Annotated in this window: 23 protein-coding genes; 15 read left to right on the top strand and 8 right to left on the bottom strand. The window is 72.4% G+C overall.

The genetic code is table 11. From position 1 onward, the window contains the following. Positions 1 to 683: 683 nt before the first annotated feature. Complete coding sequence (locus BMY97_RS19470; protein WP_091618302.1) at positions 684 to 1,379, bottom strand: hypothetical protein; 696 nt, start codon at positions 1,377 to 1,379, stop codon at positions 684 to 686. 112 nt (positions 1,380 to 1,491) lie between these two features. Between BMY97_RS19470 and BMY97_RS19465 the strand changes: the two genes are divergently transcribed. Beyond that, positions 1,492 to 2,148 (top strand): hypothetical protein, encoded by a 657-nt coding sequence (locus BMY97_RS19465; RefSeq protein ID WP_143086233.1) that lies wholly within the window; start codon positions 1,492 to 1,494, stop codon positions 2,146 to 2,148. 461 nt (positions 2,149 to 2,609) lie between these two features. Here the strand turns inward: BMY97_RS19465 and yczR are convergent, their stop codons facing one another. Continuing rightward, positions 2,610 to 4,055 carry a MocR-like transcription factor YczR gene (gene yczR, locus BMY97_RS19460; protein ID WP_091618300.1) on the bottom strand — a complete coding sequence of 482 codons (1,446 nt, stop codon included), beginning with the start codon at positions 4,053 to 4,055 and terminating at the stop codon, positions 2,610 to 2,612. Between the two features lie 61 nt (positions 4,056 to 4,116). Between yczR and yczE the strand changes: the two genes are divergently transcribed. Continuing rightward, complete coding sequence (gene yczE, locus BMY97_RS19455) at positions 4,117 to 4,773, top strand: membrane protein YczE (protein WP_091618299.1); 657 nt, start codon at positions 4,117 to 4,119, stop codon at positions 4,771 to 4,773. On the opposite strand, the gene BMY97_RS19450 is transcribed toward yczE, so the two are convergent. Together BMY97_RS19450 and BMY97_RS19445 are read right to left on the bottom strand one after the other, a co-directional pair. Beyond that, complete coding sequence (locus BMY97_RS19450; protein WP_091618298.1) at positions 4,755 to 5,297, bottom strand: Clp protease N-terminal domain-containing protein; 543 nt, start codon at positions 5,295 to 5,297, stop codon at positions 4,755 to 4,757. The genes yczE and BMY97_RS19450 overlap by 19 nt on opposite strands. Then, positions 5,297 to 5,506 (bottom strand): ECF-type sigma factor, encoded by a 210-nt coding sequence (locus BMY97_RS19445; RefSeq protein ID WP_091618297.1) that lies wholly within the window; start codon positions 5,504 to 5,506, stop codon positions 5,297 to 5,299. Before BMY97_RS19445 ends, BMY97_RS19450 begins: the two co-directional genes overlap by 1 nt. Positions 5,507 to 5,582: 76 nt before the next feature. Here BMY97_RS19445 and BMY97_RS19440 point away from each other — a divergent pair, with 76 nt between their 5' ends. Together BMY97_RS19440 and BMY97_RS19435 are read left to right on the top strand one after the other, a co-directional pair. Further along, the gene (locus BMY97_RS19440; RefSeq protein ID WP_091618296.1) at positions 5,583 to 6,356 is read left to right on the top strand and encodes a PP2C family serine/threonine-protein phosphatase; all 774 of its coding nucleotides are present in this window, start codon (positions 5,583 to 5,585) and stop codon (positions 6,354 to 6,356) included. Between the two features lie 59 nt (positions 6,357 to 6,415). Further along, positions 6,416 to 7,126, top strand: a complete 711-nt coding sequence (locus tag BMY97_RS19435) for a DUF998 domain-containing protein (protein WP_091618564.1) — start codon at positions 6,416 to 6,418, stop codon at positions 7,124 to 7,126. A gap of 9 nt (positions 7,127 to 7,135) precedes the next feature. Here the strand turns inward: BMY97_RS19435 and BMY97_RS19430 are convergent, their stop codons facing one another. Then, the gene (locus BMY97_RS19430) at positions 7,136 to 8,164 is read right to left on the bottom strand and encodes a D-cysteine desulfhydrase family protein (protein WP_091618295.1); all 1,029 of its coding nucleotides are present in this window, start codon (positions 8,162 to 8,164) and stop codon (positions 7,136 to 7,138) included. Positions 8,165 to 8,331: 167 nt separating this feature from the next. Between BMY97_RS19430 and BMY97_RS19425 the strand changes: the two genes are divergently transcribed. The 4 genes from BMY97_RS19425 to BMY97_RS19410 are packed head-to-tail and all read left to right on the top strand — an operon-like array spanning position 8,332 to position 12,281. Then, positions 8,332 to 9,462, top strand: coding sequence for an FAD-dependent oxidoreductase (locus BMY97_RS19425; RefSeq protein ID WP_091618294.1), 1,131 nt, complete (start codon positions 8,332 to 8,334; stop codon positions 9,460 to 9,462). Between the two features lie 44 nt (positions 9,463 to 9,506). Beyond that, complete coding sequence (locus BMY97_RS19420) at positions 9,507 to 10,889, top strand: amidase (RefSeq protein WP_091618293.1); 1,383 nt, start codon at positions 9,507 to 9,509, stop codon at positions 10,887 to 10,889. Then, positions 10,856 to 11,434, top strand: a complete 579-nt coding sequence (locus BMY97_RS19415; protein ID WP_091618292.1) for a TetR/AcrR family transcriptional regulator — start codon at positions 10,856 to 10,858, stop codon at positions 11,432 to 11,434. Before BMY97_RS19420 ends, BMY97_RS19415 begins: the two co-directional genes overlap by 34 nt. A gap of 1 nt (position 11,435) precedes the next feature. Next, complete coding sequence (locus BMY97_RS19410) at positions 11,436 to 12,281, top strand: oxygenase MpaB family protein (protein ID WP_091618291.1); 846 nt, start codon at positions 11,436 to 11,438, stop codon at positions 12,279 to 12,281. Here BMY97_RS19410 and BMY97_RS19405 read toward each other — a convergent pair. Further along, a complete protein-coding gene (locus BMY97_RS19405; RefSeq protein ID WP_091618290.1) occupies positions 12,263 to 12,808 on the bottom strand; it encodes a CGNR zinc finger domain-containing protein in 546 nt (181 codons plus the stop codon). The genes BMY97_RS19410 and BMY97_RS19405 overlap by 19 nt on opposite strands. Positions 12,809 to 12,863: 55 nt before the next feature. Here BMY97_RS19405 and BMY97_RS19400 point away from each other — a divergent pair, with 55 nt between their 5' ends. The 5 genes from BMY97_RS19400 to BMY97_RS19380 all read left to right on the top strand — a co-directional run bounded on the left by BMY97_RS19400 (position 12,864) and on the right by BMY97_RS19380 (position 17,381). After that, positions 12,864 to 13,721, top strand: a complete 858-nt coding sequence (locus BMY97_RS19400) for an alpha/beta fold hydrolase (RefSeq protein ID WP_091618289.1) — start codon at positions 12,864 to 12,866, stop codon at positions 13,719 to 13,721. A gap of 84 nt (positions 13,722 to 13,805) precedes the next feature. Beyond that, a complete protein-coding gene (locus BMY97_RS19395) occupies positions 13,806 to 15,251 on the top strand; it encodes a hypothetical protein (protein ID WP_091618288.1) in 1,446 nt (481 codons plus the stop codon). Further along, entirely contained in the window at positions 15,248 to 15,670 is a 423-nt protein-coding gene (locus BMY97_RS19390; protein ID WP_091618287.1) for a FixH family protein, read from the top strand. Before BMY97_RS19395 ends, BMY97_RS19390 begins: the two co-directional genes overlap by 4 nt. Before the next feature lie 12 nt (positions 15,671 to 15,682). After that, positions 15,683 to 16,840 (top strand): hypothetical protein, encoded by a 1,158-nt coding sequence (locus BMY97_RS19385; protein WP_091618286.1) that lies wholly within the window; start codon positions 15,683 to 15,685, stop codon positions 16,838 to 16,840. Continuing rightward, positions 16,833 to 17,381, top strand: coding sequence for a hypothetical protein (locus BMY97_RS19380; RefSeq protein ID WP_091618285.1), 549 nt, complete (start codon positions 16,833 to 16,835; stop codon positions 17,379 to 17,381). Before BMY97_RS19385 ends, BMY97_RS19380 begins: the two co-directional genes overlap by 8 nt. A 147-nt stretch (positions 17,382 to 17,528) precedes the next feature. On the opposite strand, the gene BMY97_RS19375 is transcribed toward BMY97_RS19380, so the two are convergent. Beyond that, positions 17,529 to 17,789, bottom strand: coding sequence for a DUF397 domain-containing protein (locus BMY97_RS19375; RefSeq protein ID WP_091618284.1), 261 nt, complete (start codon positions 17,787 to 17,789; stop codon positions 17,529 to 17,531). 250 nt (positions 17,790 to 18,039) lie between these two features. On the opposite strand from BMY97_RS19375, the gene BMY97_RS19370 reads away from it, so the two are divergent. Together BMY97_RS19370 and BMY97_RS19365 are read left to right on the top strand one after the other, a co-directional pair. Beyond that, positions 18,040 to 18,309 (top strand): hypothetical protein, encoded by a 270-nt coding sequence (locus tag BMY97_RS19370; protein ID WP_091618283.1) that lies wholly within the window; start codon positions 18,040 to 18,042, stop codon positions 18,307 to 18,309. 4 nt (positions 18,310 to 18,313) lie between these two features. Further along, on the top strand, positions 18,314 to 18,568 hold the full coding sequence (locus BMY97_RS19365; RefSeq protein ID WP_091618282.1) for a hypothetical protein: 255 nt from the start codon (positions 18,314 to 18,316) through the stop codon (positions 18,566 to 18,568). Between the two features lie 61 nt (positions 18,569 to 18,629). On the opposite strand, the gene BMY97_RS19360 is transcribed toward BMY97_RS19365, so the two are convergent. Beyond that, on the bottom strand, positions 18,630 to 19,487 hold the full coding sequence (locus BMY97_RS19360; RefSeq protein ID WP_091618281.1) for an SAM-dependent methyltransferase: 858 nt from the start codon (positions 19,485 to 19,487) through the stop codon (positions 18,630 to 18,632). Positions 19,488 to 20,393: the final 906 nt, after the last annotated feature.

Below are 20,393 nucleotides of genomic sequence, written 5' to 3'. Positions count from 1 at the left end.
ACGGACGGTGATCAACTTCGGCCGTTCGGACACCAGAGCCGGTGAGGCTGTTCCGCCGTACGGGGTGGATCGAACGCGGGAGAGATGAAACACTCGCGAGCGGTGCTAGAAAGAGTGCAGCCCCGGGGTAACTGCGACCTGGCCGGAAGAGAACCCCAGCAAGATCAGCTTCGTGCGGTGACCGCATGAGCTTCAGGCGCGGACGGTGGTGGTGGCGTGATCGACACGATTCCCGTGCACCCCGCTGTCGCTGCCCGAACGGTGGCTGCTCAAACTCCGGCTATGGCTGAGCAGCCTGCGTCTGCTGAGGCAGCGGCCGTCCAGCCTGCGGCTACTCAGGCAGCGGCTACCCAGCCTGCGTCTGCTGAGCTTGCCGCGGTTCCGGGGACACTCGCTTCCGGCCTGCTTGCCCCCACGGCGGTCGGTTCCTCTGGCACTTCGACGACGGCGGGCGGGGCGAGGGTGCACCGTCCGAGGGCGTGGGCTGGTCCGATCGCACGGCCGACCGCGCGGATCGCGTTGGCGGGCGGGCTGGCGCTGGCCGGATGGCTGCTCGGGGCGATGCTGGCGAACAGCAGCGCGTCGGCCGCCGAGCGGGGCGGCGCCGATTCTTCTTCCGGTGACGCCGTCGCCACCGCCTCCGCCCACGCCGGAAAGCACGCCGGCTCTCCATCCGCCAGGCATCACCAGGCCGCCGACGGCCCGCACGGCTCCACCACCCCCGGCGACCGCGAAGCAACCAGCCCCAGCTCAGCAGCAACCAGCCGCGGCTCGAGAGCCACCGGCACCTCCAGCTCGACCAGACCCAGCCACACCGGCACGACGACATCGGTGACCACCGCGCCCGAAAGCTCGGCCACTGGCAACTCGGCCACCAACAACTCCGCCACCGGCGACTCGGCTACTGGCAGCTCGGCCAGCGACAACTCCGCCGCCGGTAGCCCGGCCGCTGGTACCTCGGCCGCCGACGGCTCGAAGACCGGTAACCCGGCCAATGGAACTGCCTCGTGCGCCGGTGCGGCTGAAGGCGCCACCTTGCCGAGTAGCGGTGCTGCCTCGCCCGGCAGCGACTCGGCCAACGGGTCCGGCACCGACAGCAGCGCTTGCAACACTGCCGACGGCAGCAAGGGCAGCAGCGGCCCCGCCGACAAAAGCAGCGGCAGCAATGCTGACGGCAACACGAGCAGCAGCGGCGGCACCGCCATCGGCACAAGCGGCAGCGCCAGCGACCCCGACAGCAGCACGAGCAGCAGCGGCAACACTGCCGACAACAGCAAGGGCGGCAGCGCCAGCACCAGCACCAGCACCAGCGACCCCAACAGCAGCACGAGCGGCAGCGCCAGCACCAGCGACCCCGACAAGAGCACGACCGGCAGCACCGCAGTCGTCCGGCCGTTGGTGGGGCAGCAGCCCGTAGTCCAGCCGGACCAGAAGACCCAGCCCGACCGGCAAACCCAGCCGAAGCAGAGTGGTGGGCTTCTCGGTGGGCTGGTGGGTGGGTTGGTCGGCGGGCTGGTCGATGTGGTGGGTACGACGTTGAACACCGCCCTCCACACCGTCGGCGGGGTGATCGGGACCGTGGGCTCTGTCGGGCAGACCGTGTTGCCGCCGTCGGTGCCTGGGGGCAGTGCGGACCAGCCGCCGTTGCTGCCGATCGACGGGGTGCTCGGGCCGGTGTTCTCCGGTGGGGCCGTCAGTGGGGGCGTTACCGCAACCGTGCCGACGTTGGTCGGGGCGACCGTCGCGCCGGCGGGTGTCACTGTCCCCGCCGCGACCGCACCTCCGGCCGGGGCGCCGACCACCACCACCGTCGCGAGCCGCGGCGGGCTCACCGAGACGGCCATCGGACACGCTGACAGCGCGCGCGCACAGCGGCAGCAGCAGCGCGAGTCCGACACCCACGCGATCAACGGCGGGGGCGGCAGCGGCGGGGGCGGCGGCGGGCTCCCGGCCGCGCCCAGCGCGCCGATGGCACCGACCACCACCGCCACCCCGGGGCACGACAACTCCGGCGGCGCGCGGCAGGCGTTCGCCGTCTCCGGTGACAGCGCCACCACCACTCAGCTCAAGCTGATCGGGGTCAGCCGCGACCACGAGGTCGACGGCGCGGGCCGGGAAGCGGCCCTGCCCACCACCTCCCCGGACTGACCGGCACCTGGTCCTCCGGGGAGAGCCGCGTCCAAATCAAGATCAACTTCTTGTTCGCGCGCCCGTTCGGCTGCGCCGCGCCCTCCCCTGAAAGCGCTCTTACCCGCTGACAGAACACAGGGGCAGATCCATGCACACCTTCCGACTTCCCGACCGGCCGACCGCGCCCGGCCGGATCGGGTCCTGGTCCCGGCGCCGCGCTGCCCCTGCGGCGCCGGGACCCACAACGGGCGTGCTCCGGAGGTTCTCGCTCACCGCGCCGAGCGAGAACCTGCGCCAACCGAAGCCCGCCTGAGCCGTCGGCGCTTCCCGGCACGTCGAGGGGCTGTGCCAGGAAGCCGCCACGGTGCCCGTTCCGTTCGCGGAGCGGGTGACGAACAGCCGGTGCGCCGGATGCGACCGCCACCCTCCCTGGAGTGGCCAGGACCATCCGGTGCACCGGCTGTTTATCGTCAAAAGCCTTAGGTGACCGGCACATTCACCGCCGGCAGGCCGCGCACCGAGGCGGCCGCCGCGCTCAGCCGCCGGACGGCCTCGAACAGCTGGTCCGGCGGCAGCCCGAACGGCAGCCGCAGCCACCGCTCCAAACCCCCCTGCACCCCGAACCGCGAAGCCGGCGCCAGCTGCACGCCGTGGTTCGCCGCCGAGACCGCCAGCCGGGTGCTCATCGGCTCCGGCAGCCGGCACCACAGCGAAAGCCCGCCCGACGGCACCTCGAACGTCCACTCCGGGCAGTACCACTTCAGCGCCCCGACCAGCGCGTCCCGCTGTCCCTTGATCTCCTCCCGACGACGCGCGAGCGCCTCGTAGCCCGCCGGCTCCAGCAGCGACGCCAGCACCAGCTGCTCGAAGACCGGCGCGCCGAGGTCCACCGCGAACCGGGACGAGCTCAGCCGGTCCACCAGATCCGCGGACGCCCGGATCCAGCCCAGCCGCAGGCCGCCCCAGTGGGACTTCGCGGCGGAGCCGACCGTCAGCGTCAGCTCGCCGGCGAACGCGGCCAACGGCGGGGGCCCGTCCACCGGATCGCCCTGATAATCCAGTTCCACCAAGGATTCGTCGACGACCACCGGGGTCCGCGAGCGGGCCAGCAGCCCGCCGAGCCGCTCACGGCCCGCCGCGTCGAGGCGCAGGCCGGTGGGGTTCTGGAAGTCGACCACGAGGTAGCCGAACCGCGGTGACGCCTGGCGCAACGCGGCTTCGATTCCCGCCAGGTCCCAGCCGCGCACCGGGTCGAGCGCCACCGGGACGGGCAGGGCGTGGGCGGCGCGGATGGCGTCGAGCGCGTTGGGATAGGTCGGCTGCTCGACGAGCACCCGGTCGCCCGGGCCGGCGAGCATCCGCAGGCAGAGCACAAAAGCCGAGTACGCGCCGCTGGTCACCACCACCTGGTCGGGCGAGGTCGGCAGGCCGCGCGCGGTGTAGCGCTCGGCGATCCGCTCGCGCAGCAACGGCAGGCCGCCGGTGAGATAACCGTTGCCGGTGATGTGCTCGGTGAGCTCGCGCCGCGCGTCGTCGACCGCGGACATCAGCCCGGGCAACGCGGCGGGCGCGGCGCGCGCCAGGTCGAGCAGGCCTTCGCCGGACGGCAGCGCCGGCTCGTGCCCGCGCCGCCCCGTGCCGGCGATCCAGGAACCGGCGCCCCGGCGGCTGGCGACCAGTCCGTCTTCGCGCAGCCGGTCGAGGGCCGCGCCGATGAGCGTCCGGCTGACGGCCAGCGCCTGGGCCAGCTCCCGTTCCGCGGGCAGCCGGGTGCCGATCGGGAGCTGGCCGTCGAGCACCTGCAGTTCGACGGCCGCGGCGAGGTCGGCGGCGCCCTGGCGGGAGCCACGGCGCCGCCACTCCCCCAGCAACACAGCCAATCTCTGGCCAGAGATCCGGCTTCCCAGCGGTACGCGCGATTCCATGAGACCAATTATCCGCAATTGGCCATGGTTTACCAGACCAGTTGTGCCGGATAGTGCAGAAGTGGCAGCTATCGATCTCAGTCCGCTCAGTCTCCGCCGGGCCCCCGTGCTCCGCGGCCTCCAGCTCCTCGGCGGGCTCTCGCTCTACGGCGCCAGCATGGCGATGCTCACCCGCGCCGGCCTCGGCCTCGACCCGTGGGACGTGCTCCACGACGGCCTCACGAAGATCACCGGGCTGAGCTTCGGCACGGTCACCGCCATCGCGTCGGTGTTCGTGCTACTGCTCTGGATCCCGCTACGCCAGCGCCCCGGCATCGGGACGGTCGCGAACGTCCTGGTGATCTCCGTGACCGTCGACGCCGTCCGCGCCGTGCTGCCCGACCAGCACGTGCTCGGGTGGCAGATCGTGCTGCTGGCCGGCGGGGTGCTGCTCAACGCCGTCGCGACCGCCGTCTACGTCGGCACCCGCCTCGGCCCCGGCCCGCGCGACGGGCTGATGACCGGCCTCACCGCGCGCACCGGCCGCTCGGTGCGACTGGTCCGCACCGGGATCGAGGTGACGGTGCTGGCCGCCGGCTGGCTGCTCGGCGGCAGTGTCGGCGTCGGCACCGTGCTCTACGCGGCGTCGATCGGCCCCCTCACCCACGCGCTCCTGCCGCTCGTCACGTGGCGGGCCGGGGACCGCCAGCAGGAACAGCATCAGCCCGCCTCGCGCTGACCGACCGCCCGGCGGACGCTCAGGTAGTCGATGCCGCGCGCGGCCAGCAGGTCGGCGACCGCGCCCTTCTGCTGTACCAGCGCGAGCAGCATGTGCTCCTGACCCAGGTGCTTGTCGCCGAGCTTCACGGCTTCGCGCAGGCTCAGCTCCAGCGTTTTCCTGGCGTCGGCGGTGAACGGGATGTGGCCGCGGCGGCCGCGTTTGCCGCCGACCGCCAGCGCGCCCTCGCCGTGGGTCTGCTCGATGCGCTCGACGACCTGCTCGACGTCGATGCCGAACTCCGTGAGCGCCTCGACGTCGGCGTCGCTGATCCCGCCGCGGCGCCGGATCCGCTCCAGCTCGGCGAGCACCTCGGCCTGTGAGACGCCCAGCTGTGCCAGCAGTCGTTGCGCGTCGCCGTTTTCCGTTCTGGCGAGGCCGGCGAACACGTCCTGCGGCGAGATCTCCCGCGAGCCCAGCTCCCTGGCCACGACCTGCGCCTCGACCACGGCCATCCGCGCGTCGACGGTGAACCGTTCGAACATCAGTGCCTCCCGTGCTTCTTGTGCACCGCCTGCCGGCTGACCCCCAGCTCGGCGGCGATCTCCTGCCAGGACCAGCCGTGCATCCGCGCGCTGCGCACCTGCACGGCCTCGAGTTGTTCCACCAGCCGACGGAGCGCCGCGACCGCGCGAAGCCCCACGCGGGGATCGCGATCGCCGGCCCGTGCGGCCAGGTCTGTTGCTTCCGTCATGTCTGTCAATCTAGGTTGACAGCAGGCCTCGTGTCAACCCGGGTTGACACGAGGGGTTCCGGGTTAGAGTCGGCTGATGCCCGAGATCGCGATCGCCGAGCGGGCCGGGGTCGGTGCGGACGGCCTGCCCCGGCCGACCGAAGACCACGTCGTCGTGCTGGACAACGCCGTGCTGGTGCTGGACGGCGCGACGTCGCCGAGCCCGGACCTGCCGCCCGGCGGCTGGTACGCGGGGCTGCTGGCGCGGGAGCTGGCCGCCGAGCTGAGCGCGCGGCCCGCGGCCGACCTGGGTGCCGCGCTGGCGTCGGCCATCGCCGGCGTCGCGGCGGCGCAGGAGCTGACTCCGCGCCACTCGCCGTCGAGCACCGTCTCGATCGTGCGCTGGGACGCCGAGCAGGTGGAAGCCCTTGTCCTGGCGGACAGTCCGATTGTCGCTTTTGGACAGTTCGGCACCGATGTGGTCTCCGACGACCGGCTGCTCTCCCTGCGTGACGGCGGCCTGCTGCAGACCGGCGCCGACGTCCGGCGGCGGCGCAACGCCGAGGGCGGCTTCTGGGTCGCGGAGGCCGACCCGCTCGCGGCGGAGAAGGCCGTGCGGCGCCGGTGGCCGCGCGCGGAGGTCGACGCGGTGCTGCTGGCCACCGACGGCGTCTCCATCGGCGTCGACGAGTACCGCCTGTTCGGCTGGCCGGACGTGCTGCGGCTGGCCAGGGCGAGCGGCCCGGACGCGGTGCTGGACGCCGTCCGCACCGCGGAGAAGCAGGACCCGCAGGGCGAACGCTGGCCGCGCGCGAAGCGGCACGACGACCAGGCACTCGTCGTCGCGGAGTTCAACCCCTCCCGGCACTAGGGGGTGAATTCAGGGTTTTCCCGGATCACGGGAAGGCCCGGAACCGGAACCCTGTGATCATGGGGAATTCACGGGGGCTCCGGATCTGGCGGCTGGCCGCGCTCGCGGCGATCGCGTGGGGCATGTTCACGATCACCGTCCTGCACATCATCAGCTCGCGGAATCCGGTGTACGACACGCTTTCCAGCTACATCATCACCGACCGGGGCCAGGGCATGCTCGGCGCGAGCGTGCTCTCGCTGGCTATCGGCTCGCTCGCGGTGCTCGGCACGCTGGTGGCGGCGGGCGTGCCGCTGCCGCGGACCACGAAGGTGCTGCTCACGCTGTGGTCGCTGGGGCTGGCGACGGCGGCGCTCTTCCCGGCCAGCTACCCGCCGAACCCGAACCCGCTCAGCGGCGACATCCACCTGTACTCGTGCCTGGTGGCGTTCACCAGCCTGCCGGGCGCGGCCATCACCCTGCTCGACCCGCTGCGCGACAGCCCGTACCGCGTGATCGTGGTGCGCTGGCTGCGGCTCGGCGTGGTGGTGCTGGGGCTGTTCGGGCTGAGCTTCCTGTTCGTCCGGCTGGACGAGGCGGGCCTCGCGCCGTTCCACCTGCTCGCGGACGCCCTGCCGATCGGGGTGACGCAGCGCCTGATGCTGATCGCCGACGTCCTCCTGCTGCTGGGCCTGATCCGCATCGCGGTCCGGACCGACGCCGCCAAGGCCCTGGCGCCGGCGGCCCAGACCGCACCGGCGGCCGCGCAGCTCAAAGCCGAACGAAGCTGAGGGCCGCCCTCACTCCTCCATGGCGTCGGCGAATTCCGGGGCGTAGCCGTACAGCCCGGGCAGGCCTCCGGTGTGGACGAACACCACGGTCTCGTCCGGGTCGAAGCGGCCGGCGGCCGACCATTCCACCAGCGCGGCCGCGACTTTGCCGGTGTAGACCGGGTCCAGGACCACGCCCTCGGTGCGGCCGAACAGCCGCAGCGCGCCCCAGGTCTCGGGCGCCGGGATGCCGTAGCCCTCGCCGAGGGTGGAGTCGCTCATCCACACCTGGTCCAGCACCGGGGTGTCGATGCCGAGGAGCTGCGCGGTCGAGGTGACCAGGTGCGTCAGGTTGTCCGTGGCCTCGCCGATCGGGTGGCTGACGCACGCGAAGTCGGCGCCCAGCGAGCCGAGCAGCGCCGTCCCGAGCGCGATGCCCGCCGCGGTGCCGCCGCTCGCGTGCGGGGCGACGATGCGGGCCTGGCTGATGCCCGAGGCCGACAGCTGGTGGGCCAGCTCGCGGGTGGCGTCGAGATAGCCCAAGGCGCCCAACGCATCCGAGCCGCCGACCGGGATGGTCGCGACCTTCCGGCCCTCCGCCGCGGCCTCGGCCACCAGCTGGTCGTACGTCCGCCCGGTCTCCTCTTCGTCGGCGCAGACGTGCACACGCGCGCCGAACAGCAGATCCAGCGGAATGTTGCCGGAGCGCTCGTACGCCTCTCCCGAGCGCGGGACCTTCGCGGTGAGCACCAGCTCGCACCGCAGGCCGAGGCGCGCGCACGCGGCGGCCGTCTGACGGCCGTGATTGGTCTGCAGCGCGCCGAACGTGATCACGGTGTCGGCGCCCGAAGCCAGCGCCGCGCCGAGGTGGAAGTCGAGCTTGCGCAGCTTGTTGCCGCCGACGCCGAGCGGGTGCACGTCGTCGCGCTTGAGCAGCAGGTTCGGCAGGCCCAGCGCCTCGCCGAGCCGCGGCGCCGGGACCAGCGGCGTCGGCCAGCCGCCCAGCCCGGCCCGCGGGAACACTTCGAGAGCGGGAAACCGGTCGAAGTCGAACGTCATCGGTCCTCCGGGGGCTGAGACGGATCTCCGCTCACCGTAACCGCTGCCGGACGGGCTGACACGGTGTGCGCCGGGCTGCCAGGTCCGTGCCAGCCGCGTGTGCGCGCCCCGACAGCGGCCGTCGCCAGCCTGAGCAGGCAACAGTCCCGATCATGAAAAGAGCGAACATGTCTGCTCCGGTCACCATCATCGGCGCCGGCCTCGCCGGCCTCACCCTGGCGCGGGTCCTGCACCGGCACGGCATTCCGGCCGCCGTCTACGAGGCCGAGCCCTCCCCGATGGCCCGCGCCCAGGGCGGGATGCTCGACATCCACGACTACAACGGCCAGCTCGCCGTCGAGGCGGCCGGCCTCATGGCCGAGTTCCGCGAACTGGTGCTGGCGGGCCGCCAGGCGATGCGGATCGTCGACCAGCACGGCACGGTCCTGTTCGAGAAGGGCGACGACGGCACTGGTGGCCGTCCCGAGGTGCAGCGAGGGGAACTGCGCCGGCTGCTGCTCGACTCGCTCCCGCCCGGCACCGTCCACTGGGGACGCAAAGTCAGCGGCGTCCGCGGCCTGGGCGACGGCCGGCACGAGGTGGCCTTCACCGACGGCACCACCATCGTCACCAGCCTGCTGGTCGGGGCCGACGGAGCTTGGTCCCGCGTCCGGCCGCTGCTGTCCGACGCGGTGCCCGAGTACACCGGCGAGTCGTTTGTCGAGACCTGGCTCTACGACGCGGACAAGCGCCACCCGGCGGTCGCGAAGGCTGTCGGCGGCGGAACCCTGGCCGCGAACGGGGAGGGCGGCTCGATCAACGCCCACCGGGAACGCGACGCGACCCTGCACACGTACGTGATCCTCGCCCGGACCCAGGACTGGTTCGCCGACATCGACTTCGACGACCCGGTCACGGCCACCGCCCGGATCGCGGCCGAGTTCGACGGCTGGGACCCGGTGCTCACGTCGCTGATCACCGACGGCGACACTCCGCTGGTCCTGAGGCCCCTCTTCGGGCTGCCGGTCGGGCACCGCTGGGACCGGCTTCCCGGCGTGACCCTCCTCGGCGACGCCGCCCACCTCGCGCCACCAGACGGGGAGGGCGCCAACAACGCGATGCTCGACGGCGCCGAACTCGCCCAGGCCATCGCCGCGCACCCCGGTGACGTCGAGACAGCCCTCGCCGAGTTCGAGCAGGCGATGTTCACGCGTAATGCCACGCCCACCGACGGCAGCGAGTTCTTCTTGCAGCTCTTCGGCGAAAACCCGCCCCAAGAGCTGGTCGACCTGTTCTGGGGAGCCGACCGCCCCAGCTGAGCGTGGTAACGTTCGTTCGAACGAACGAGAGACGGGAGCCGCTGATGACCGTCAGCCCCGAGACGACCGCCTTCGCCGGTCTGGCCGCGCAGTCCAGCGCGCTCGCCGACGGCGCGGTCACGTCCGCGCAGCTCACCGCCACCGCGCTGGAGCAGGCGAACGCGAGCCAGCCGGTGCTCAACGCGTTCCGCCGGATCCGCGACGAGGACGCGCTCGCCGAAGCCGCCGAGGCCGACCGCCGCCTCGCGGACGGCGAGCGCGCCCCGCTGCTCGGCGTGCCCGTCGCGATCAAGGACGACGTGGACCTGGCCGGCCAGCCCACCGCGTTCGGCTGTCCCGGGGACTTTCCCGTCGCCATCGCGGACGCGCCCGCGGTCGCCCGGCTCAAGCAGGCCGGCGCGGTGATCGTCGGCAAGACGAACACGCCTGAGCTGGGCCAATGGCCGTTCACCGAGGGGCAGGCGTTCGGCGCGACGCGCAACCCGTGGCAGCCCGAGCACACGCCCGGCGGCTCCTCCGGCGGATCGGCCGCCGCCGTCGCCGCGGGCATCGTGGCGGGCGCGCTCGGCTCCGACGGCGCGGGCTCGGTGCGCATCCCCGCCGCGTGGACCGGCCTCGTCGGGATCAAGCCCCAGCGCGGCCGCATCCCCACCGGCGGCGAGCTGTTCCACGGCCTGACGGTGCTCGGCCCGCTGGCCCGCACGGTCGGCGACGCCGCGCTGCTGCTCGACGTCACCGCGGGCACGGGCACCGCGTTCCAGACCGCCGCGAAGCGGGAGCCGGGGCGGCTGCGCATCGGCCTGTCCACCAGGATCCCTTTCACCGCGACGAAAACCCGGCTCGACCCCGTGGTCGAGGCCGCCGTGCGGGACACCGCCGAGAAGCTCGCCGCGCTGGGCCACGAGATCGTCGAGGTGGAGCCGGACTACGGACTGGTCGGCCTCACGTTCCTGCCGCGCTCGCTCACCGGGGTGCGCGACTGGACCCGTCGCGTCCCCGCCGTGGCCGCGCTCGACCCGCGCACCCGCAGCAACGCCCAGCAGGGCCGCCTGCTCGCCGGGCCGGCGCTGAAGCTCGCGCGCGCCTTCGAACCCGCGCTGCAACGCCGGATCGGCTCGGTCTTCGGCCGCGTCGACGTGCTGCTCACCCCGACCACCGCGACCCCGCCGCCCGCCGTCGGCACGTTCGACGGCCTCACCGGCTGGCGCACCGACCAGACGATGATCGCCGCGTGCCCCTACGCTTGGCCGTGGAACGTGCTGGGCTGGCCGGGGGTCAACGTCCCGGCCGGGCGGACCGCCGAAGGGCTGCCGCTCGGCGCGCAGCTGCTCGGCCCGTCCCACGCGGAAGAGCGGCTGATCTCCGTTGCCGCGCAACTGGAAGAGGTCGAACGATGGCAGGAGCGGCAGCCCGCGACGGTGTGGTGAGCACCCGCGACTCGATCCTGCGCGCGACGCTGAAAGTGGTCGGCGAGGTCGGTGTCGGCGGTCTGACCAACCGGCGGATCGTGGCCGCCGCGGGCGTCTCGCTCGGCACGCTGACCTACCACTTCCCCAGCCAGACCGAGTTGCTGCGCGAGGCCATGCTGCTGTTCGCCGAGGAGGAAACGGCGAAGCTCACGGCGATCGTCGACGCGCACCGTGCCGACGGCCTCGACCTCGAGCAGGGCGCCGCCGTGGTCGAGCAGGTCATCAAGCAGCTGCCCTTCGGCACCGACGAGCTGGCGCCGCACGAGTTGTACCTCCAGGCCGCGCGTGATCCCGCTCTGCGCGAAGCATCCTCGCGCTGCTTCGCCGCGTACGACGATCTGGCCATCGCGATCCTGCGCGCGCTCGGCGTCGCGGAGCCGGAGCGGCTGGCCGGGCACGTCGTCGCGCTGATCGCCGGGCTGCAGCTGCGCCGGTTCTCGACCGGCGTCGACGTCCCCGCCGCCGAGCCGCTGATGATGCTGCTGCGCGGCGCGCAGGTGTGAGGTGGCGCCGCCGGTCGTGAAGGGGACCGCCGCGTGGCGGTACTTCGGCGACTTCCGCGACCTGCTGCTCGCCGGCCAGGTGCTGGTGCTTCAGGTCGCGCACCCCGTGGTCGCGGCCGGCGTGCGCGACCATTCGGATTACACCGAGGACCCGTGGACCCGGCTGATGCGCACCGGCGCCTCGCTGTCGATCTACGTCTACGGCGGCGCGGACGGCGCCCGCGTCGAGGCCGACCGGCTGCGGAAGCTGCACCGGACGTTCACCGGCTTCGACGACGGCCACCGCTACAGCGCGCTCGACCCGGCCGCGTACGCCTGGGTGCACGCCACGCTGGTCAAGGTTCCCGTTGACGTACAACGGTTCTTCGGACGTCCACTGTCCACATCGGAGCTGGACGAGTACTACGCGCAGATGTGCTACATCGGCCGGACGCTCGGCGTCCGCGAGCGGGACCTGCCGCCGGACTGGCCCGCGTTCGAGCGGTACTACGCCGGGATGGTCGCGGGCTTCGAGCCGAACGACACCATCACCACCCTCCTGCACACCATCCGCACCGTCCGCAAACCGGCCCGATGGCTGCCGGACCGCTGGTGGCGGCCGTTGCAACGGCGTCAGGCACAGGCCCAGCTCTTCCTGCTGAGGGCGACGCTGCCACCGGAGTTCCGCGCCCGCCTCGGTCTACAGTGGACCGATACCGATCAACGGCGGTTCACGCGTTTCCGCCGGGTGGCAAGGATTCTGGGCACCCTGGTCCCGCCGCCGCTGCGCACCGCGCACATGCGCTGGATCGGGAAGCTGAACGTCTGGCTGCGCGCGCACCCGTGGGCCTACCGGTTCCTGCCCTGAGCCCGGGCGTAATGCGCCCGCGCCTTCGCCCGGTTCCCGCAGCGGGACATCGAGCACCACTGACGCGTCCGGCGTGGTGAAGCGTCGTGGAAACGCAGGCCGCAGTCGCCGGCCGCGCAGATCCGGACCAGCGCGTCCGAAGCAGCCAGGTCAACGGCGTCCGAAGCGATGGCGCCCAACGCCGTCGCCACCCAGTCCGACGGGGCGAGCGCCTCGCGGCGCAGGACACCGCCGTCGAGGCGCAGGCGCGCGGGAGGCGGTGACGCCGCGGCCTTGTTGACGATCAGCACGTCGGCCGCACGTGGTGGCGAAGTGAGCAGCCGGTTGACGGCCTCGCGCAAAGTCTTGGCAGCGGTCACATTTCCGCTGGTCACAGACTTGCGACCGACGACGAAACCCGCCAGCCCCAGCCATTCGGCGAGCGCCTCCGGCGACGTCAGCAGCTCCACCGGCTCGGCGAGGTGCCGCGAGCGGAGCGTGTTGACGAGGTCGAGGCACGGCCGCCCACCGTCGAAAACCCAGTCCATGCGGCTGATTCTAACCGTTGCCACCGGTTAGACTCGACGGCTACCGTCTAACCCCATGAGCCAGTTAGAATCAACCACCGCCCAGGTCGGCGACCTCCGGATGCACTACCTCCGCGGCGGCGACGGCCCGCCGGTTTTCCTGCTGCACGGCTGGCCGCAGACGTCGCACTGCTGGCACCGCGTCGCCGGGCCGCTCGCCGAGACGCACACGGTGATCGCGCCCGACCTGCGCGGTTACGGCCGCACCGACAAACCCGTTGGCGGCTATGACAAACGCACGATGGCCGCCGACGTCGCCGGGCTGGCGGCGCAGCTCGGCTTCGACCGCGTGGCCGTCGTCGGGCACGACCGCGGCGGGCGCGTCGGCCACCGGTGGGCGCTGGACCGTCCTGACCAGGTCGAACGGCTGGCGGTGCTGGACATCGCGCCGACGCGCGAGATGTGGCGCCGCCTCGACAGCGACATCGCGAACGGCTACTGGCACTGGCTCTTCCACCTCCAGCCCGATCTGCCGGAGCTGCTCGCGGGCCAGAACATCGCCGCGTACCTGGGGTACTTCTTCGAGCGCTGGACCTTCCAGCGCCAGGGGCTGGCCGCCGAGGACGTCGCCGAGTACGTCCGCGCCTTCTCCGCCCCGGGTGCCCTGCGCGCCGGCTTCGACGATTACCGCGCTTCCTTCCCGCACGACGCGGACCTCGACAACGCCGATTTCGCCGCCGGCCGCCGCGTCACCCAGCCGCTGCTCGCCCTGTGGGGGCAGAACGGCCTGCTCGGCAAGCTCCCGACGCTCGACCTCTGGCGCGAGTACGGCGAACAGGCGAACGGCACCGGATTGGCTGAGTGCGGCCATTTCCTGCCCGAAGAACAGCCCGATGCCGTGGTCGCCCACCTTCGCGAGTTCCTCGGCACCTAAGGGTCGTCTCCCCCGTGCTGGGGATGGATCTTCCCCCGCAGCCGTGACGATTCGGGACCCGCCCGACCGCTACTTTCGATCGTGATGGGGACCACAACGAGGGGGCGGCGCGCAGCGCTGCTGGGGCTGCTGTGCGCGCTCGGGATCGCGCTCGGCGGCGGCACCGCGCACGCCGACGGCGCGCCGGTCGGCAATGACATCCAGGTGGCGCAGACGCTCGGCGCGCGCGAGCTGACCGTGATCATCCGGCGGATCGACGTGACACCGGGGCCGCTGCACGTCGACGTCGCCACCCACGCCGGGACCACCCCGGGCACGATCCACCTGCAGGCCGCGGCCGCCGGCGTGGTCGTCTCGCGCGGCGACGTCACGCTCGGCGCGACGCCCGGCATCTACTCCGGGACGCTGCAGGTCGACCAGCCCGGGCCGTGGGAGCTGGGGCTGACCGACGCCGCCGGCGGGCCCACCGCGACGATCCCGTTTGTCATCCCGGCGCGCGTGGTGCCGCCCTGGGAGAAGGCCACGTACGGCGGCTTCGTCGCGGCGGGCGTCTTCCTGCTTCTCGCGCTCGGCGTTGCGCTTCGCTCGCGAAAGACCGCGTACGCGCTGGTGCCCGCGGGCGGGATGGTCGCGGCGCTGGCCGTCGCGGTCACCGGCGCGCTGCTGTCCGCCGGCACGCCCCCTCCGCCCGCGCCCGGCAGCCAGCTGGACCCGACCGTCGAGAACGTCACCGATCCGTACGCGCTGTCCCGGCTGCCGGTCACGGACTACTCGCGCCCGCCGGTCAACTTCACCGCGAAAACCCTTGCCACCAAAGGAACTTCGGCCGAGCTGGAACTGCGCTTCACCGACGGCTCCACCGGCCGCCCGGCCGACGACCTGGTGGTCCACGACGACGCGCTGGTGCACCTGATCGTCGTCTCTCCGTCGGGACGGCTGTGGCACCTGCACCCGGTGCGCGTCGCGCCCGGCGACTACCGGGTTCGGTTCGCGCCCCCGGAATCCGGGACGTACGCGGTGTCCGCGGAGCTTGAACGCCGCGGCGGCGGGGTGCAGCTGGCGCGGTCCACTGTGGACATCACCGGCGCGCCCGGCACCGCTGCCGCAGTGCCCGCGGGGCCGGGAAAACGAGTGGTCGACGGGGTTCCCGTGGACGTCACCACCACCGCCCTCACCACCGGCCTGCCGGTCACGATCACCGCGCACTTCCCCGAAGGCGACCTCCAGCCGTGGCTCGGGATGCTGGGCCACCTGATCGTCATCGGCCCGCTGCCCTCGGCCGACGGTGTCGGCGCGGCCGCCGCGACGGCGCCGACCTGGGCCCACGCGCACGCCATGCCGCCGTACGTCCCCGGGCTGACCGGGATCCCGGACGAGACCGTCGCCGCCTACGGGCCCGACGTGCCGTTCACCTACACGTTCACCACGCCCGGCCGGTACCGGCTGTGGCTGCAGGCCGAACGCGGCTGGTCCGTCGTCACCGTCCCGGTGGTGCTCGACGTGCCGGCCGCGGAAGGAGGGGGACAGTGACCGCCGAAGTTCCGCAGCACCGGCGTCGTCCGCTGGTGCTGATCGCCGTGGTCGTCATCGTGGTGGCCGTGCTGCTCGGCTGGCTGCTCTGGGGTGGCGGCGGCACGACCGGGCCGACGGTGCAGCGCTCGACGTCCGGCCCGTACACCGTGCAGCTGTCCACGGACTCGCCGCGCGTCGGCGGCAACACGTTCGCCTTCGACGTCACCGGGGCGGCGCCGGACGGCGTCACCGTGGAGCCGGTGATGCCGCAGATGGGCCACGCGATCACGCCGGTGCCCGCGACGGCCGACGGGCCGGGCCGCTTCCGCGCCGCCGACGTCGGCCTGCCGATGTCCGGGCAGTGGGAGATCACCGTCTCCCTGCGCGGGCCCGCGGGCGCCGCCCAAGTCGTTTTTCCCGTGTTGGTCAACCAATAAGGAGGGGACGGGATGGATCTCACCGCGTCGGGGGCCCGCGTGGCCGTCACGACCAGAAGGGCCCGCCCGGGGCTCGTGCCCGCGAGCACCGTGCTCGGGGGCTCGGTGATCTCGATGGTCGGGCTCACCTGGGACGTGCAGTGGCACAGCGACGTCGGCCCGGACACGTTTTTCACGCTGCCGCACCTGTTCCTGTACGCGGGCAGCGCGATCGTCGGACTGGCGAGCCTCGCCGTGGTGCTGCTGACGACGGCCGCCCAGCGCGCCGGGCGGCCGGTGGACCCGCGGATCGGCGGCCGCGCCGTCAACGTGTTCGGCCGGACCTTCGCCGCGCCGGCCGGGTATCTCGTGTCCGGCGTCGGCGCCGCGGCCTTCCTGCTCTACGGGCTGTGGGACCAGTGGTGGCACGGGCTGTACGGCTTCGACGCGGTGATCGACTCGCCGCCGCACATCGGGCTGCTGCTCTCCATCACGCTGTCGATCATCGGCACCACCATGGTGTTCGCCGCGGCGCGCGAGCACCGCTGGGGCCGGATCGGGGTGTTCGGCTCGCTGGCGGTGCTGATCGCGTTCAGCTCGATCACGGTGCTGGGCCTGCAGCAGGTCAACATCGAGCCGGTCTCGGCCACCTCGGCGGGAACGGCGATGCTCGCGGTGCTGCTGATCACCGCGGGCGCGGGCTTCCTGCGCCGCCCCGGCGGCGCGGTGGTCACGGCCGCGATCCTCGCCGTGGTCCAGGCCCTGTTCTGGTGGTTCTCGCCCTGGGCGGCGCGGGCGTACACGGATCTCGTCGGCCTGCCGGTGCGCGACTACGTGACCGGCGTGCCGGAGATGCCCGCGCTGATGCCGATGCTGCTGCTGCCGGTGGCCGTGGTGCTGGAAGTGCTGTTTGTCCTGTCGCGGCGGCAGAGCTGGCAGCCGGGCCGGGTTTCGGTGGTGGCCGGCGGGGTCGGCGGGCTGCTGATCGGGCTGAGCATGCCGTTGCAGGACGTCTGGATCTACTCGCTCCGGGTCGTCGACCTGCCGACCGTGCTGGCCACGGGTGCGGTGGCCGGCGCGCTGGGACTGCTCGGCGGGTTCGCCGGGTGGCGGTTCGGCGGGATGCTGCGGCTGCTGGCCCCCGCCTCGGGCAACTCGGGTGACTCGGGGAAGGGGAACGCCGATGCGTAAGACCTTGCTGGCGTTGTGCGCCGCGGTGGGACTGCTGTTCATCTCCGCCGCGCCCGCGAACGCGTACGAACCGGTCAACATCGTCCACACGGAGCGGGTGCAGGCCGGGCCGTACGGGCTGACCATCGGCTTCTCGACCTGGCCGGTGCGCGCGATGCAGTCGCTGGACTTCACCTTCATCCCGGACGGCGGCATCGGCACCAAAACCGGCACGCTGTCGATGTTCAACCCGGAGACGAACCACTTCACCCGGCCCCAGCCGCTGGCCCGGCACCCGCGCAAGCGCGACGTCTGGGGCCTGGACATCCGGTCGCTGCCGGCCGAGGGCGCGTGGACGTTCCGGTTCGCCGTCGACGGGCCGCAGGGCCCGGGCACCGGGGACCTGAAGAACCTGACCGTGCTGCCGCAGCCGGGCCCGCCCATGGGACTGAGCTGGGCGATCAGCACCCTACCGCTGATCGTGCTGGTGGTGCTGGTGGCCCTGGCCTGGCGACGCACCCGGTCGCGCCTGCGCGGTGGCGGGATCCCGGCTACCGCCTGACCCCGCCAGCCGTGAAGGCCTCCTGACCCGCGTCCGACGCGGTGAAGGGGGCCTTCACCGCGTCGGACCCGAGGCTCGGCCACTGAGGGTCACCCGGACTCACCCCATCGGGTGACACTTGGTGAATCTCCCACGGCCTGGCCGAATTCAGGTATCGGCCGGCAGGTCGAACTGCCCGGCCTTCACCGCCACCAGGAACGCCGCCCACTCGCCGGCGTCGAAAACCAGCACCGGGCTCTGCTCGAGCTTGGTGTCACGGACGCCGACCAGCCCGTCCCGGCCCAGGTTGACCTCCACGCAGTTGCCGCCGTTGGGCTCGCTGGCGAACGACTTCCCCCAGGCGGCGTCCTCGAACAGCGACTTGACGGTGTTCGGGTCGTAATCCGGGGCCGACGGATAATCCGCCATGGGTCGTACCTCCGAGTCCTCGGCCACGGCGTGCGGTCGCGTCGCACGTCCCCGGCTTCTTTCTGTCACTACGGAGCAAACCGCAGGGCCAAGCGGGTGATCAACTCGGCCCGATCTCGACATGAAGATTATTCCAGGAGTAGGATTAATCGTACCGATCGGGGCGGTGATGGTGGGTGAATGGCTTGCTGCATTCAGCTCAACCCGCTCGACCACCCCGGCCACTCGCGGACCTCGGGAGAGGGAAAGCGTGCTCATCCAAGACGGCATGACGGCGAAACTGCTGGTGACCGGCAGGCTCGCGCCCGGGACCACGGGCGAGGCCCGCCGCGTCGCGCATGTCTTCGAGGTGGACGCCGGCAGTTCCGGCGACCGGGTGCTCGCCCGGTGCGGGGAGAAGCTTCCCCGTGCCGACGTGGAGTGGGTGGTGCCGGGCACGGGCATGCCGTGCGAGCGCTGCCTCGGTCTGACCGGAGCTGACCAGCCCCGGTACCCGCTGCTACCCGAACTGGGGGTGTGATCCCATGGCCGTCCGGCTCACCACGCTCTTTCGCCGTGAGGACGAACACACTCGCGTCCGGCGTGGGATCGGTCACGAACTGCGCAGCCGCTTCGGTCGCAGCCTGATCCAGGCGCCGCTGCGCACGCCCATGCGATGGGACACCGACGTCGATCTCCCCACGCCGCGCCAGCCGGACCTGGTCCGCGCGACGCGACCGCTCGAAGCGAGGGTCGACCTGACCCCGCTGCTGCACGGCCTGGGCTCGTCCCGGGTCTGACGCTCCACCGCTCCCACCACACACCGCGCCCCGGGCCAGTTTCCCGGGGCGCGCCTGTGTTTTACGGCTTGCGCCCCATCGCGCCGAGGCCGCCGCTGAACGACGGGTCCTCCGCGATCCGGTTGATCAGCCTCGACGCCGCCTCGTCCGGGTGCCACTCCGGAACCCAGGTGACGCCGGGCTTGACCAGCTCGAGCCCGTCGAAGAACTCGGTGAACTCCTCGCGGGTGCGGTGGTGGAACGGCGTGCTGGACTGCTTGTACTGCTCCCGGATCGCTTCCCGGCTGTCCTCGTCGGGCGACTTGACGCCGTCGAGCGTCAGGTGTGAAGCGAAGAAGTACGAGCCCGACGGCACCAGCGACAGGTACTTGCGCACGATCCCGAGCGCGTCCTCGTCCGGCCCGACGAAGTACAGGACGCCGCACATGATCAGCCCGATCGGCCGTTTCGGGTCGAGCACGCCGGTGTCGAGCGCCCGCGGCCAGATCTCGCCCGGCTGACGCAGGTCGCCGTGGATCACCGCGTGCCGGTCGGCGACGCCCTCGCGCTCCAGCAGGATCTGCGAGTGCGCGACGGCGACGGGCTCGTTGTCGACGTACACGCAGCGCGCGTCGGGGTTCACCGACACGGCGATCTCGTGCACGTTGCCGACGGTCGGCACCCCCGACCCGAGGTCGAGGAACTGGTCGATGCCCTGGCGCGCCATGTATTCCACGCCGCGGCCGAGGAACTGGCGGCCGAGCTGCGCGATGCTCTTGATCGTCGGGAACGTCTTGACGGCCCGCTCGCCGAACTCGCGGTCGATCGCCCAGTTCGCCGTGCCGCCGAGGAACCAGTCGTAGATCCGCGCCGCGTTGGGCCGTTCGAGGTCGACACCCTCCGGGGCCTGTGGATCGGCGGGGTCCGGTACCTGCGTCATCAGCTGTTCTCCCTTTCACCCGGGGCGCGTGTGGGGTCCAGTCTGCCGACCGGTCCACGGATGGGTGACATCCGGGGCGCGAAAAAGCGTGCCGGAGGTCACTCCGCCGTCCACTACCTTGCCGGGAATGCGCTTCCTCTTCACCTTCGCCGGCGGCCGTGGGCACTTCGACCCGATGGCGCCCGTCGCGCGGGCCGCGGCCGAAGCCGGGCACACGGTGGCCGTCGCGGGCGCGGGCCGGGAGGTCCCGTCGATCGAGCGGGCCGGGTTCACCGCGATCGCCACGAGCCCCGCCCCGGACGTGGACCCGGCCAAGCCGGTCCGGGTGCCGATGCCGCCCGTCGACCCGGCGCGCGACGACTGGGAGCTGAAGGAGCTGTTCGCCCGGCGGGGCGGCCGAGAGCGCGCGGCCGCGCTGCTGGCGATCGCCCGCGAGTGGCGGCCGGACGTCGTGGTGCGGGACGAGGTGGACTTCGGCGCCGCCATCGCGGCCGAACGGCTCGGCCTCCCCTGCGCCACGGCGCTCGTGCTCGCCGCCGGCACCTTCCTGCGCCGTGAGGTCGTCGCCGAGCCGCTGCACGAGCTGCGCGCCGAGCACGGCCTGCCACCGGACCCGGCGCTGCAGATACTCGACGGCGACCTCGTGCTTTCGTCCTTCCCACCGGGTTTTCGCGACCCTGCGGGAGCTTTCCTCATCGAGTCCGGCGACCTGTTCGAACGCGGCATCGCCGGGCTGGCACAGCTGGACGCGAGGGTGACCGTGACCGTCGGCGCCCAGATCGACCCGGGTCTCTTCGGTCCGCAACCGAGCCACGTGCGCGTGAAACGCTTTTGTGCCCCAAGCGGAACTGCTGCCGGACACCGACCTGGTCGTCTCGCACGGGCTCCCGTCACTGCTGTTCCCCA

The sequence above is a fragment of the Amycolatopsis saalfeldensis genome, assembly GCF_900110575.1.
GTDB classification, from domain to species: Bacteria; Actinomycetota; Actinomycetes; order Mycobacteriales; family Pseudonocardiaceae; genus Amycolatopsis; species Amycolatopsis saalfeldensis.
Note: the sequence above shows the minus strand (reverse complement) of the source record. Positions and strands in the feature narration are given on the sequence as shown.

Excerpts from the sequence above, each read along its gene's own strand:
- yczR (WP_091618300.1), bottom strand. The coding sequence starts at position 4,055 with ATGGAATCGCGCGTACCGCTGGGAAGCCGGATCTCTGGCCAGAGATTG.
- BMY97_RS19380 (WP_091618285.1), top strand. The coding sequence starts at position 16,833 with ATGCGTAAGACCTTGCTGGCGTTGTGCGCCGCGGTGGGACTGCTGTTC.
- BMY97_RS19375 (WP_091618284.1), bottom strand. The coding sequence starts at position 17,789 with ATGGCGGATTATCCGTCGGCCCCGGATTACGACCCGAACACCGTCAAG.
- BMY97_RS19395 (WP_091618288.1), top strand. The coding sequence starts at position 13,806 with ATGGGGACCACAACGAGGGGGCGGCGCGCAGCGCTGCTGGGGCTGCTG.
- BMY97_RS19400 (WP_091618289.1), top strand. The coding sequence starts at position 12,864 with ATGAGCCAGTTAGAATCAACCACCGCCCAGGTCGGCGACCTCCGGATG.
- BMY97_RS19450 (WP_091618298.1), bottom strand. The coding sequence starts at position 5,297 with ATGTTCGAACGGTTCACCGTCGACGCGCGGATGGCCGTGGTCGAGGCG.
- BMY97_RS19445 (WP_091618297.1), bottom strand. The coding sequence starts at position 5,506 with ATGACGGAAGCAACAGACCTGGCCGCACGGGCCGGCGATCGCGATCCC.
- BMY97_RS19435 (WP_091618564.1), top strand. The coding sequence starts at position 6,416 with ATGGGGAATTCACGGGGGCTCCGGATCTGGCGGCTGGCCGCGCTCGCG.
- BMY97_RS19415 (WP_091618292.1), top strand. The coding sequence starts at position 10,856 with ATGGCAGGAGCGGCAGCCCGCGACGGTGTGGTGAGCACCCGCGACTCG.
- BMY97_RS19360 (WP_091618281.1), bottom strand. The coding sequence starts at position 19,487 with ATGACGCAGGTACCGGACCCCGCCGATCCACAGGCCCCGGAGGGTGTC.
- BMY97_RS19420 (WP_091618293.1), top strand. The coding sequence starts at position 9,507 with ATGACCGTCAGCCCCGAGACGACCGCCTTCGCCGGTCTGGCCGCGCAG.
- BMY97_RS19365 (WP_091618282.1), top strand. The coding sequence starts at position 18,314 with ATGGCCGTCCGGCTCACCACGCTCTTTCGCCGTGAGGACGAACACACT.
- BMY97_RS19425 (WP_091618294.1), top strand. The coding sequence starts at position 8,332 with ATGTCTGCTCCGGTCACCATCATCGGCGCCGGCCTCGCCGGCCTCACC.
- BMY97_RS19405 (WP_091618290.1), bottom strand. The coding sequence starts at position 12,808 with ATGGACTGGGTTTTCGACGGTGGGCGGCCGTGCCTCGACCTCGTCAAC.
- BMY97_RS19440 (WP_091618296.1), top strand. The coding sequence starts at position 5,583 with ATGCCCGAGATCGCGATCGCCGAGCGGGCCGGGGTCGGTGCGGACGGC.
- BMY97_RS19385 (WP_091618286.1), top strand. The coding sequence starts at position 15,683 with ATGGATCTCACCGCGTCGGGGGCCCGCGTGGCCGTCACGACCAGAAGG.
- BMY97_RS19430 (WP_091618295.1), bottom strand. The coding sequence starts at position 8,164 with ATGACGTTCGACTTCGACCGGTTTCCCGCTCTCGAAGTGTTCCCGCGG.